General features: G+C 72.7%; 13 protein-coding genes. 12 read left to right on the plus strand and 1 reads right to left on the minus strand.

What is annotated here, in order from left to right; genetic code table 11:
- From ACWCSD_RS35875 to ACWCSD_RS35930, 12 genes are all read left to right on the plus strand, one after another.
- Nucleotides 1–343: 2-oxo acid dehydrogenase subunit E2 (locus ACWCSD_RS35875; RefSeq protein ID WP_449921637.1), on the plus strand; the 343-nt coding region annotated here is incomplete at its 5' end.
- 65 nt (nt 344–408) lie between these two features.
- On the plus strand, nt 409–1,302 hold the full coding sequence (locus ACWCSD_RS35880) for a TIGR01777 family oxidoreductase (RefSeq protein ID WP_397162259.1): 894 nt from the start codon (nt 409–411) through the stop codon (nt 1,300–1,302).
- 36 nt (nt 1,303–1,338) lie between these two features.
- Entirely contained in the window at nt 1,339–2,076 is a 738-nt protein-coding gene (locus ACWCSD_RS35885) for a Type 1 glutamine amidotransferase-like domain-containing protein (protein WP_397162260.1), read from the plus strand.
- A gap of 37 nt (nt 2,077–2,113) precedes the next feature.
- The gene (gene lipB, locus ACWCSD_RS35890; protein ID WP_358294179.1) at nt 2,114–2,806 is read left to right on the plus strand and encodes a lipoyl(octanoyl) transferase LipB; all 693 of its coding nucleotides are present in this window, start codon (nt 2,114–2,116) and stop codon (nt 2,804–2,806) included.
- 56 nt (nt 2,807–2,862) lie between these two features.
- The gene (locus tag ACWCSD_RS35895; RefSeq protein WP_449921641.1) at nt 2,863–3,846 is read left to right on the plus strand and encodes a M48 family metallopeptidase; all 984 of its coding nucleotides are present in this window, start codon (nt 2,863–2,865) and stop codon (nt 3,844–3,846) included.
- A gap of 42 nt (nt 3,847–3,888) precedes the next feature.
- Nucleotides 3,889–4,818 carry a lipoyl synthase gene (gene lipA / locus ACWCSD_RS35900; RefSeq protein WP_352353393.1) on the plus strand — a complete coding sequence of 310 codons (930 nt, stop codon included), beginning with the start codon at nt 3,889–3,891 and terminating at the stop codon, nt 4,816–4,818.
- An 83-nt stretch (nt 4,819–4,901) separates the two neighbouring features.
- The gene (locus ACWCSD_RS35905; RefSeq protein ID WP_449921644.1) at nt 4,902–5,888 is read left to right on the plus strand and encodes an AraC-like ligand-binding domain-containing protein; all 987 of its coding nucleotides are present in this window, start codon (nt 4,902–4,904) and stop codon (nt 5,886–5,888) included.
- 42 nt (nt 5,889–5,930) lie between these two features.
- Nucleotides 5,931–6,368 (plus strand): VOC family protein, encoded by a 438-nt coding sequence (locus ACWCSD_RS35910; protein WP_449921647.1) that lies wholly within the window; start codon nt 5,931–5,933, stop codon nt 6,366–6,368.
- Nucleotides 6,365–7,156, plus strand: a complete 792-nt coding sequence (locus ACWCSD_RS35915) for an alpha/beta fold hydrolase (RefSeq protein WP_449921649.1) — start codon at nt 6,365–6,367, stop codon at nt 7,154–7,156. Before ACWCSD_RS35910 ends, ACWCSD_RS35915 begins: the two co-directional genes overlap by 4 nt.
- Before the next feature lie 67 nt (nt 7,157–7,223).
- Nucleotides 7,224–9,593: a glycoside hydrolase family 3 C-terminal domain-containing protein gene (locus tag ACWCSD_RS35920; protein WP_449921652.1), complete on the plus strand. Its 2,370-nt coding sequence runs from the start codon at nt 7,224–7,226 to the stop codon at nt 9,591–9,593.
- 57 nt (nt 9,594–9,650) lie between these two features.
- Nucleotides 9,651–10,331, plus strand: a complete 681-nt coding sequence (locus ACWCSD_RS35925) for a DUF4191 domain-containing protein (RefSeq protein ID WP_352323051.1) — start codon at nt 9,651–9,653, stop codon at nt 10,329–10,331.
- Nucleotides 10,331–11,095, plus strand: a complete 765-nt coding sequence (locus ACWCSD_RS35930) for a class I SAM-dependent methyltransferase (protein WP_397162265.1) — start codon at nt 10,331–10,333, stop codon at nt 11,093–11,095. Before ACWCSD_RS35925 ends, ACWCSD_RS35930 begins: the two co-directional genes overlap by 1 nt.
- Here ACWCSD_RS35930 and ACWCSD_RS35935 read toward each other — a convergent pair.
- On the minus strand, nt 11,076–11,835 hold a 760-nt coding region (locus ACWCSD_RS35935), incomplete at its 5' end, for a hypothetical protein (RefSeq protein WP_449921656.1). The two genes, ACWCSD_RS35930 and ACWCSD_RS35935, sit on opposite strands and share 20 nt — an antisense overlap.

The raw sequence follows: 11,835 nt of genomic DNA on the forward strand, positions 1-11,835 counted from the left end.
TTGGGTTAGTTGGCCTCGGGGTCGCCGATGGACACCCGGGCCGCCCGACGAGGTCACCGGCGGCACGTTCACGCTGACCAACACCGGCAGCCGTGGCGCGCTGTTCGACACGCCGATCCTCAACCAGCCGCAGGTGGGCATGCTCGGCACCGGCGCGGTCGTCAAGCGGCCCGTCGTGCTCGACACGCCCGAGGGCGAGGTCATCGCGGTGCGTTCGATGGTCTACCTGGCGCTGACCTACGACCACCGCCTGGTCGACGGCGCCGACGCCGCCCGCTTCCTGACGACGATCAAGCGTCGCCTGGAGGAGGGCCGCTTCGAGGCCCAGCTCGGGCTCGCGTAGTCATCGTTCATGAGGCCGGGTGGCTCCTTCGGGGGGCCGCCCGGCCTTTGGCGTACTGTGGGGCCATGGCGATCATCGTGACCGGGGCGTCGGGCCTGATCGGTACGGCGCTGGTCGGGGCGCTGCGCGACGAGGGGCGGGAGGTCGTCCGCCTGGTCCGGCGGGAGCCCGCGGGGCCCGGAGAGGCGTTCTGGGACCCCTCGGCGGGGGTGATCGACCGGGCCGCGCTCGAAGGGGCCGAAGCCGTGGTGCACCTGGCCGGGGCCTCGGTCGGCGACCGGCGCTGGACCGCGGACTACAAGCGCGAGCTGGTGCGCAGCCGCGTAGAGGGCACCCGGCTGCTGGTCGACGCCCTGCGCGCGCTCGGCAGGCCGCCCGAGGTGCTGCTGTCGGCCTCCGGGGTCGACTTCTACGGCGACACGGGCAGCCGGGAGATCGACGAGAGCCAGGGCAAGGGTCAGGGTTTCCTGGCCGAGCTGTGCGAGCGCTGGGAGCGGGAGGCCGAGCGGGCCGCCGAGGCCGGCTGCCGGGTCGCGCGGCTGCGGACGGCGATGGTGCTGAGCCGGCACGGCGGGGCGCTCGGGCGCATGTTGCCGATCTTCCGCATGGGGCTGGGCGCGCCGCTGGGGACGGGCCGGCAGTACTGGTCGTGGATCTCCTTGGACGATTGGGTGGCCGCCGCACTACATATCCTGAAAAATCGGGATATTGAGGGTCCAGTCAATCTCGGGTCCCCTTCTCCGGTCACCAACGAAGAATTCACCCGGACTCTGGGTAAATGCCTGCGTAAAGGCACAGTCCCCATGCCCGTACCGGCGTTCGCCCTGTCCATCGGGGTGGGCGAATTCGCCCGCGCGGGGCTGCTGCCGAGCCATCGCATGATCCCGCGGAAACTGCTTGACAGCGGCTACGGCTTCACGCATACCCGTCTCGACGAGGCGCTGCGCGCCGTACTGTAGGGTGCCGTTCGTCCTTCAGCACGCAGGAGATCCGACATGAGCAGGTCCGGGCAGTCGCACATTCTGGCCATCGGGGGCGGGTCGTTCCGCCCGAGCGAGCGTCACAACTTCATCGAGGCGAGCGGGTTGCTGCGGTACGGCCTCGACCTGACCGGCCAGGACCGCCCCAAGCTCGGCCTGGTCGCCACCGCCGTCGGCGACTCCTCCGACTGGCTGCTGAAGATGTACGGCGCCTTCTCCGGCTGGGACGTCGAGCTGAGCCACCTGACCGTCTTCCCCATGCCCAACGTGGAGGACGCGCGGGCCTGGGCGCTCGAACAGGACATGATCTACGTCAGCGGTGGCAGCGTGGCCAACCTGATGGCGTTGTGGCGGCTGCACGGCCTCGACGAGGTCTTCGAGGAGGCCTGGCGGGCCGGCGTGGTGCTGTCCGGGCAGAGCGCGGGCGCCCTGTGCTGGCACGTGGGCGGCAACACCGACTCCTTCGGCCCGGCGCTGCGTCCGTGGGCCGACGGGCTCGCGCTGCTGCCGTACTCGTGCGGGGTCCACTACAACGCCGAGCCGCAGCGCCGCCCGCTGCTGCAGGAGTCGGTCGCCTCCGGCGAGCTGCCCGGCGGGTACGCCGCCGACGAGGGCGTCGCCCTGCACTACGTGGGCACCGAGTTCATCCAGGCGGTCACCGTCGACCCGCGGGCCTACGCGTACCGGCTGGAGTACGACGGCTCCAACGGCGTCAAGGAGTTCAGGATCGAGCCACGCCTGTTGACCCCCTGATTACCCGGACAGGGTGAGGGAACGGCACAATAGGCTCATGCGCCCCATCCACGGGGACGATCCCCACGCGCTGGCCGTCGTCCGCCTTGGTGTGGACGTCCCCTACGAGCAAGCCTGGTCGTTGCAGCGCTGGATGCACGGCAAGCGGGTCGCCGGCGAGCTGGGCGACGCGGTCCTGATCCTGGAGCACGCCCCCGTCTACACCGCGGGCAGGCGCACCCTGCCCGGCGACCGCCCCTCCGACGGCACCCCCGTCGTCGACGCCGACCGGGGCGGCCGGGTCACCTGGCACGGCCCCGGCCAGCTCGTCGCCTACCCCATCGTCGCCGTCGCCGACGTGACCCGTTACGTCTGCGCCCTTGAGGAGACGATGATCCAGGTGTGCGCCGACTTCGGCGTCACCGGCCGGCGGGTGCCGGGGCGTCCTGGGGTGTGGGCGGCCGGCGACGTCGCCCTGGGGCTGCCCGACCGGCAGCTCGGCGCGGTCGGCATCCGCGTCGCGCGCGGCGTGACGATGCACGGGTTCGCGCTCAACTGCGCCAACGACCCCCGGTGGTTCAACCGCATCACGCCGTGCGGGCTGCCCGACGCGGGGGTCTCCTCGCTGTCGGCCGAGACCGGCCGCCGGATCGTGGTCGAGGAGGTCATCCCGATCGCCGAGAAGCGGCTGGCCGACGCCCTCGGCAGGGAGCCGTTCGACCTGCACGAGGAGGATCTGCTGCGCAGGTGACCGAATCGGCATCGAACAGCGGTTGAATCTGGATCTTTCCGGCTTAACATCGCCGTGTGAAGCGTTCCGCCGCTCTCGTTCTCGCGCTCCTGGTTCACCTGCTCACGCTGGCCTTCCTCGCGCTGGGCGCGTGGGCCGTGCTGGCGCACCTCGACTCCCTCGTGGCGTGGCTGGTCGGCGGCGTGAGCCTGGCCGTGGGATGGGCCCTGCGGCCCCGCCTGCCCCGCCTGCCGGCCGACGCCGAGGTGCTCGACCGCGCCGCGGCCGGCGAGCTGTACTCGCTGGCCGACCGCGTGGCCGACCGGGCCCGCGTCAAGAGGCCGCGCAAGGTCGCGGTCCGGGACCTGGCCACCGAGACCGTCTATGACCATGTGGGCGTGCCGCGCACGCCGGTGCTGGTCATCGGGCTGCCGTTGTGGCTGGCCCTGACGCCGCGGCAGCGGGTGGCGCTGCTGGCCACCGCGTACGCGCGCACCCCCGCCGCCGAGGAGCTGATCGTGGACGGCGCCCTGTTCACGCTGGCCTCCTGGCACGACGCGCTGCTCGGGTCGAGCGCTCCGCTGAAGATCAGGGAGGAGGCCCAGGCCAAGATCGCCGCTTCGTCGCTGGGCGCGATCGACCAGCCCGGCACGACGTACGAGGCGGCGGGGTTCTTCGGCCGGGTGATCGGGCGGGTGCTGGGCGGCCCGGTGCTGCTGGCGGAGTACGCGCTGACGGCGCTGGCCCGCGCCGGGCGGCCCCGTGCCGAGCGGCGGCGCGAGGCGATCGCCCGGCGGGTCGTGTCCGAGTCCGAGTTGGACGAGCTGCGCGCCCTGGCCGCCGGCGGCTACCTGGCGCCCATCCAGGCCGCGGCGCTGCGCGGCGAGAGCGTCACGGCCATCAGGCAGGGCGCGCTGGCCCGCCACCGGCTCACCGACGACGGCGTGCTGACCTCGGCGCCGCACTCGGAGCTGCTGGACACCGCCGGGTCCGCGCTGATCGACGAGGAGCTGCTGCGCCACTACACCAGGGCGATCCGCGGCTTCGGGCTCATCACCTGACCCTCGACCGGTCCGGTTCCGCGGCGGACGTAAGCTGGACGGGTGACCGTTGCTCCTGATGGCCGAAAGCTCCTCCGCCTGGAGGTGCGCAACGCCGAGACCCCTATCGAGCGCAAGCCCCCGTGGATCAAGACCAAGCTGAAGACGGGCCCCGAATACACCGAGCTGAAATCGCTCGTGCGCCGGGAGGGCCTGCACACGGTCTGTGAAGAGGCGGGCTGTCCCAACATCTACGAGTGCTGGGAAGACCGCGAGGCGACCTTCCTCATCGGCGGCGACCAGTGCACCCGCCGGTGCGACTTCTGCCAGATCGACACGGGCAAGCCCAAGGAATACGACCGCGACGAGCCGCGCCGGGTCGCCGAGTCCGTCCAGCAGATGGGCCTGCGCTACGCGACCGTGACCGGCGTGGCCCGCGACGACCTGCCCGACGGCGGCGCCTGGCTCTACGCCGAGACCGCCCGGCAGATCCACTCGCTGCTGCCCGGCTGCGGCGTCGAGCTGCTGGTGCCCGACTTCAACGGCAACCGCGACCAGCTGGAGGAGGTCTTCTCCAGCAAGCCCGAGGTGTTCGCCCACAACGTCGAGACGGTGCCGCGCATCTTCAAGCGCATCCGCCCCGCCTTCCGCTACGAGCGTTCGCTCGGGGTGATCACGACGGCCCGCGAGGCCGGGCTGGTCACCAAGTCCAACCTGATCCTGGGCATGGGCGAGACCCGCGAAGAGATCGTCGAGGCGATGCGCGACCTGCACGCCGCCGGCACCGACCTGCTGACGATCACCCAGTACCTGCGGCCGACGCCGCGCCACCACCCGGTGGAGCGCTGGGTCAAGCCGGAGGAGTTCGTCGAGCTGCAGGCCGAGGCCGAGGCGATCGGGTTCGCCGGCGTGCTGTCGGGGCCGCTGGTGCGCTCGTCGTACCGCGCGGGCAGGCTCTACCAGCAGGCCATCGCGGCCCGCCAGACCACCTGATCCAGGCTGATCCCAGCTGATCCCGCTTGATCTTGATTGAGCGGAGCCCCGGGCCGTTGCCCGGGGCTTTTCGCGTCCCTAGCATGGCAGGGCTGCCGAGGGAGGGCGAGGCCGTGGCGACCGTGATCCGCACCAGCGACCTGCCCGCGCGCAGCCGTCACGACGCCTGGCGCGGCATCGTCTGCGACACGCTCGGGCCGCTCGACCTGCGCATCGATTCCGGCGCGCCGCTGCGGGGCGAGATCGAGCTGGGGCAATTAGGCCCCGTGGGCGTGGGCCGGGTGCGCACGTCCACGCCGCACAGCGTCCACCGCACGGCCAAGTTGATCCACCGCGACAACCCCGAGCTCTACCGGGCCGTGCTGGCCGTCTCGGGCAGCCCGGTGCTGCGCCAGGACGGCCGCGAGATCCGCCTGCATAAGGGCGAGTTCGCCATCTACGACTTCACCCGCCCCTACGAGATCGCCTACGACTCGGCGGTGCAGCTGGCGGTGTTCAGCTTCCCGCACGAGCTGCTGCCGCTGCCGTACGACGACGTGGCCCGGCTGACCGCGGTGCCCGTCTCGGCGCGCGAGGGCGCCGGCGCGCTGGCCGTGCCGCTGCTGCGCCGGGTCACCGAGGACTACGACGACTACACCCCGGCCAGCGCGGCCAGGCTGGCGACGGTGGTGATGGACCTGGTCACCACGGCCCTGGCCGAGCGGGCCGAGCAAGCCGCCGCGGTGCCCGAGGACGCCCGCCGCCGCGCCCTGCTGCTGCGCGTGCGCGCCTTCATCGACCAGCGTCTGGGCTGGTCCGACCTCGATCCGGCGATGGTGGCCGAGGCGCACCACGTCTCGGTGCGTTACCTGCACCGGCTGTTCGAGTCCGAGAACACGACGGTGGCCGCCTGGATCAGGCACCGGCGGCTGGAGCGCTGCCGCGCCGATCTGCTGGGCGCCCGGCACCTGCCGGTCGGCGAGGTCGGGGCGCGGTGGGGGCTGCCCGACTCGGCGCACTTCAGCAGGCTGTTCAAGCGGGCGTACGGGCTGCCGCCGGCCGAGTTCCGGCGCGCCAACCCCGTGCGCTGATCGTCAACCGTCCTGGCACGGGGATCCAAGACGCGCGGGGTCGTGCTGAGCAGACTGAAGGTGTTCCACAACACCTCAGATGCCTGGGAGCACGACATGCAGCTCTTCCTCAACCTTCCGGTCAAGGACCTGGACCGGTCGCAGAAGTTCTTCACCGAGCTCGGCTTCACGATGTACGGCATGGCCGAGGGCATGGCCTCGGTGCTCGTCAACGAGCAGACCCAGGTCATGCTGCTCACCGAGCCGACGTTCTCCACGTACGTCACCAAGGAGATCGCCGACGCCACCACCAGCACCGAGGCCATCCTGGTGCTCGGCATGGAGAACCCGGCCCAGGTGGACGAGCTGGTGGACAAGGCGCTCGCGCTCGGCGCCACCCCGGCCGGCGTGCCGCAGGAGGCCGGGTTCCGCTACCAGCGCGGCTTCGCCGACCTCGACGGGCACCACTGGGAGGCCCTCTGCCTGGTCCAGCCCGCGTGAACGGCCACGCCACCTCGGCGGACGGCACCGTGCTGGCCTACGACAGCTACGGCGCCGGGCCCGCGGTCGTGCTGGTCAACGGCGCGTTCGGCGACCGGGCGCACCCCACGCTGGCGGGTGTGGCCGCCGCGCTGGCGCCCTGGTTCACGGTCGTCAACTACGACCGCAGGGGCCGGGGCGGCAGCGGCGACACCCGGCCGTACGCGGTCGAGCGGGAGATCGAGGACCTGGCGGCGGTGATCGGGGCGGCGGGCGGGACGGCCATGGTGTTCGGGGGCTCGTCCGGCGCGGCGCTCGTGCTGGAGGCCGCCGCCCGGGGCCTCGGCATCACGAAGGTGGCAGTGTGGGAGCCGCCGTACCACGTGGACGACGACGCTCCCCCGCTGCCGGACGACTTCGCCGCGCAGCTCGACGCGCTGGTGGAAGCGGGCCGCTGGGAGGAGGCGGTCGAGCGGTTCATGGTGGAGGCGGCCGAGGTGCCGGTCGAGGCCGTGGCCGCGATGCGGGCCGACGCGTCGTGGGCGCACCTCAAGGGCGTGGCCCGCACGCTGGCCTACGAGGCCGCCGTCCTCGGGCCGGGCAACCGGCTGCCGGCCGCCACGCTGGCCGCGATCGCACAGCCGCTGCTGGTGCTGAGCGGGGAGCGGAGCCCCCGGTGGATGGCGGGCGCGGCGCTGGCGGTCGCGGCGGGCGTGCCGGGGGCGCGGCACCGGGTGCTGGAGGAGCAGGCCCACGCCGTGACGCCGGAGGCGCTGGTGCCCGAGTTGCTGGAGTTCTTCGCCCGGTGACAGGCTTTGCGTAACGTAAAGGTCACAAACCTATCGAGTGCTCGGTTTTCTGGTGAACACTGATGCCGTGGAACTCGACGAACTGATCGCCCGGCTCGACCTCCCCACCAAGATCCGCCTGCTCACCGGGGCCGGCATGTGGTCCCTTCCGCCGATCCCCGAGATCGGGCTCGACCGGCTCGTGATGAGCGACGGCCCGATCGGCGTCCGCGGCGAGCAGTGGACCTCCGCCGACCCGTCGATCGCGCTGCCCAGCCCGACCGCGCTCGCGGCCACCTGGGACGTGGAGCTCGTCCGGCGGGCCGGCGCGCTGCTGGCCCAGGAGGCCCGGCGCAAGGGCGTGCACGTGCTGCTCGCGCCCACGATCAACCTGCACCGCTCCCCGCTCGGCGGCCGGCACTTCGAGTGCTTCTCGGAGGATCCGTACCTGACCGGCGAGATCGGCGCGGCCTACGTCGAGGGCGTGCAGGAGGGCGGCGTGGCCACCACGCCCAAGCACTTCGTGGCCAACGACTTCGAGACCGACCGCTTCACCGTGGACGTGCGGGTCGACGAGAAGACGCTGCGCGAGGTGTACCTGCGGCCGTTCGAGCGGGTGGTGCGGGCCGGCGCGTGGGGGCTGATGACGGCCTACAACGCGGTGAACGGCACCACCATGACCGAGCACTCCGCCCTGGTCAACGGCGTGCTGAAGGACGAGTGGGGGTTCGACGGGCTCGTCGTGTCCGACTGGACGGCCGTGCGCAGCACCGAGGCCGCCGCCCTCGGCGGCACCGACGTGGCCATGCCCGGCCCGTTCGGCCCGTGGGGGGACAAGCTGGAGGCCGCCGTCCGGGAGGGGCGGGTGCCCGAGTCGGTGGTCGACGACAAGGTCCGGCGCGTCCTGCGGCTGGCACAGCGTACGGGCGCGCTCGGCGGCGGCGAGGACCGGCCCGTCCCCGGCCCCATCGACGGCCCCATCGACGGCCCCATCGACGGACTCGCGCTGGCCCGCGAGGTGGCCGCGCGCGGGTTCACCCTGCTCACCAACGACGGCGTGCTGCCGCTGCGGGACGTGCGCACGCTCGCGCTCATCGGCTCGGCGGCCGGCGAGGCCCGGGTCATGGGCGGCGGCAGCGCCCAGGTCTTCCCCGACCGGATCGTCTCGCCGCTGGCCGGGCTGAGCGCGCTGGAGGGCGTCGAGGTCCGGCACGCCGTCGGGACCGACCCGCGGATCCGCCTGGCGCCGCTGGCCTGCCCGGTCGTGGCGCAGTTCCTCGACGCGGGCGGCGGCCTGCTGGCCGAACATCCGCTGGCGGCGGCCGAGGCGCGGTGGGTCGGCCAGCTGCCGCCGGACGTGGACGGCGAGCGGCTCGGGGCGGTGCGGCTGCGGGCGGCGTACACGCCGGGCACGTCGGGCCGGCACGAGCTGTCGGTGGCGGGCGTGGGCGCCTTCACCGTCACGGTGAACGGCGAGACCGTCCTCGACGCGACGATCGAGCCGGAAGGTGGCGATCCGGCGGCCGCGTTCCTGTCGCCGCCGGAGCGGCGCTTCGCCGTCGAGATGGCCGCGGGCGAGTCGTACGAGCTGAGCGTGACGCATCCGGCGGGGGCCTTCGGGGGCATGGCGTTCGTGGCGTACACGCTGGGCCACGCCGACCCGGCGCCGGGGGCGGACGAGCTGATCGCCGAGGCCGTGCGGGTGGCGGCGGACAGCGACGTGGCGGTGGTCGTGGCCTCGACCACGCCGGAGGTCGAGAGCGAGGGCTTCGACCGCGAGACCCTGGCGCTCCCCGGCCGCCAGGACGAGCTGATCCGTGCCGTGGCCGCGGCCAACCCGCGCACGGTGGTCGTGGTCAACGCGGGCTCGCCGGTGGAGATGCCATGGGCGGACGAGGTCGCGGCCGTGCTGCTGACCTGGTTCCCCGGGCAGGAGGCCGGGTCAGCGCTGGCCGACGTGCTGTCGGGCCGCGCCGAGCCCGGCGGCCGCCTGCCCACCACCTGGCCCGCGACGCTCGCGGACGCCCCCGTCACGGACGTCACCCCCGTGGACGGCGCTGTGGCCTACGACGAGGGCGCGTTCATCGGGTACCGGGCCTGGGAGCGGTCGGGGCGGGTTCCGGCCTTCTGGTTCGGCCACGGCCTCGGCTACACGACGTGGAGCTACGACTCCATCGCCGCCGAGGGCACGACCGTGACCGTCGCGCTGACCAACACCGGCGACCGCTTCGGCCGCGAGGTCGTGCAGATCTACCTCTGCCGGGGCGCCGACCGCCGCCTGGCCGGGTTCGACGTGGTCGAGGCCGGGCCGGGAGAGACCGTGATCACGACCGTGTTCCTGCCCGACAGCGCCTTCCAGGTGTGGGAGGACGGCTGGCGCACGGTCGAGGGCGAGTACACGCTCCAGGCGTCGCACCACGTCGCGGACCCGAGGCTGTCGATCACGGTGAAGATCTAGCGACAAAGGCCGGTCGCGTTTTCCATAGTGCACCAGTTGGTTTGTATCCTTCTGAGCATGGCAAAGTCCGAGGATCCAGAGAAGCCGGGGCGCATCAAGCAGCTCCGCATGATCGCGCAGATCATCAAGCAGGCCAATCCCAAGGGGATGCCGATCGTCTTCCTCTCGGCGGTGGGCACGCTGGCTGTGGTCGTCGTGATCGGCCTGGTCACGGACTACCTGTGGTATTCGGTGTTCATCGGCGTCCTGGCCGCGCTCACCGTCGGGCTGGTCGTCTTCGGCCAGCTCGCCCAGAAGGCCCAGTACTCGATCCTGCACGGCCAGACCGGCGCCGCCGCCGCGGTCCTGCAGGGCATGCGGGGCAACTGGCAGGTCACCCCGGCCATCGCGGTCAACCGTGACCAGGACCTGGTCCACCTCGTCGTCGGCTTCCCGGGGGTCGTGCTGGTCTCCGAGGGGCCCGGCAACCGGGTGGCCAAGATGCTCGCGGCCGAGAAGAAGCGGGTCGCGCGCGTGGTGCTGGGCGTCGAGATCTACGACATCCAGTGCGGCGACGGCGAGGGCCAGGTGCCGATCGCCAAGCTCCAGCGGCACATCATGAAGCTGCCGCGCAACCTGAAGAAGCCCTCGGTCAACGAGGTCAAGGACCGGCTGCGCTCGCTGCCGAAGAACCTGCCGATGCCCAAGGGCCCGATGCCCAAGGGGGCCCGCATGCCGCGCGGCCCGAAGATGCGCTAGTGCTGTCGGTCTCCTCGCGGGCCAACCGCCACTGGTGGGACGGCAACGCCGACGACTACCAGGTCGAGCACGGCGGCTTCCTGCGGGACACCGGGTTCGTCTGGTGCCCGGAGGGCGTCGACGAAGCCGAGGCGCAACTCCTGGGCGAGGTGCGCGGCCGGCGGGTGCTGGAGATCGGCTGCGGCGCGGCGCAGTGCGCGCGGTGGCTGGTGACGCAGGGGGCCCGGGTGGCCGCCTTCGACATCTCCCACCGGCAGTTGCGCCACTCCCAGCGCATCGACCTCGACACCGGCCTGCGGGTGCCCGTGGCGCAGGCCGACGCCGAGTCGCTGCCGTACGCGTCCGGCGCCTTCGACCTGGCCTGCTCGGCGTACGGGGCGCTGCCGTTCGTGGCCGACCCGCTGGCGGTCTTCCGCGAGGTGCGCAGGGTGCTGCGGCCGGGCGGCCGGTTCGTGTTCTCGGTGAGCCACCCGATCCGATGGGCCTTCCCCGACGATCCCGGCCCGCGCGGGCTCACCTCCGACCGCTCCTACTTCGACCGCTCGCCCTACGTCGAGCGGGACGACGACGGCACCCCCTCCTACGTCGAGCACCACCGCACGATGGGCGACTGGATCGGCCTGCTGGCCGCCTCCGGGCTGACCCTCACCGGCCTGCTGGAGCCGGAGTGGCCCCAGGGGCACGATCGGGCGTGGGGCGGCTGGAGCCCGCTGCGCGGCCGGCACATCCCCGGCACGGCCATCTTCACCTGCGCGAATACCTAGCCGCCAGCGCCGCGAAGACCTCCTTGGGCTCCCAGCGGGTCTCGTCGAGCATCCTGACCACGCCGTAGGAGCCGAGGTCGTCGGCGCCGCGCCGGTTGTAGGCGGCGAAGGTGAACCAGAACGCGGCCGCCAGGCCCTCGGCCTCGAAGACGTCGAGCAACTCCGCGAAGTAGCGGACCTGCTCGCCCTCGTCGGGCACGGCTCCCTCGGGCACCAGCCACGCCGAGCCGCCCCGCTCCCCCGCGCCCTTGTAGGCGCAGGTGCCGAACTCGGTGGCGGCCACCGGCTTGCCGTGGGCGAAGTGGGCGCGCACCTCCGCGGGGAAGTCGGCGGCGTTGTGGGCGGCGCGGTAGGCGTCGACGCCGACGATGTCGAAGGGCGTCCAGTCGACGAACTCCCAGGGGCCCGACGCGTACGTGAGCCGGCCGCCGAACCGGGCCCTGACCGCCGCGGCGGCCTCGGCCAGGAAGGCGTTGAAGCGGGGCGCGACGTCGGCGGCCGTCGTCTGCCACCAGGCGAGGTCGGCCGTCGTCATGGCCTGCAGGCGCTCGCCGTACGTGGCGCCGGGGATGAAGCCGTGGCAGAACGCGCTGGTCTCGCACCCGGCGACCAGCACCACCTCGGCGCCGGTGCGGCGCAGGGACTCGGCGCGCGCGGCGCAGTCGGCGTAGAGGGCGACGGCCTGCTCGGGGGTGGCGTCCACGGGGAAGGGCGCGAACCACACCTCCAGACCGGCCGCC

Source organism: Nonomuraea sp. NPDC001684, from assembly GCF_053596515.1.

Excerpts from the sequence above, each read along its gene's own strand:
- ACWCSD_RS35925 (WP_352323051.1), top strand. The coding sequence starts at position 9,651 with ATGGCAAAGTCCGAGGATCCAGAGAAGCCGGGGCGCATCAAGCAGCTC.
- ACWCSD_RS35885 (WP_397162260.1), top strand. The coding sequence starts at position 1,339 with ATGAGCAGGTCCGGGCAGTCGCACATTCTGGCCATCGGGGGCGGGTCG.
- lipB (WP_358294179.1), top strand. The coding sequence starts at position 2,114 with ATGCGCCCCATCCACGGGGACGATCCCCACGCGCTGGCCGTCGTCCGC.
- ACWCSD_RS35880 (WP_397162259.1), top strand. The coding sequence starts at position 409 with ATGGCGATCATCGTGACCGGGGCGTCGGGCCTGATCGGTACGGCGCTG.
- ACWCSD_RS35905 (WP_449921644.1), top strand. The coding sequence starts at position 4,902 with ATGGCAGGGCTGCCGAGGGAGGGCGAGGCCGTGGCGACCGTGATCCGC.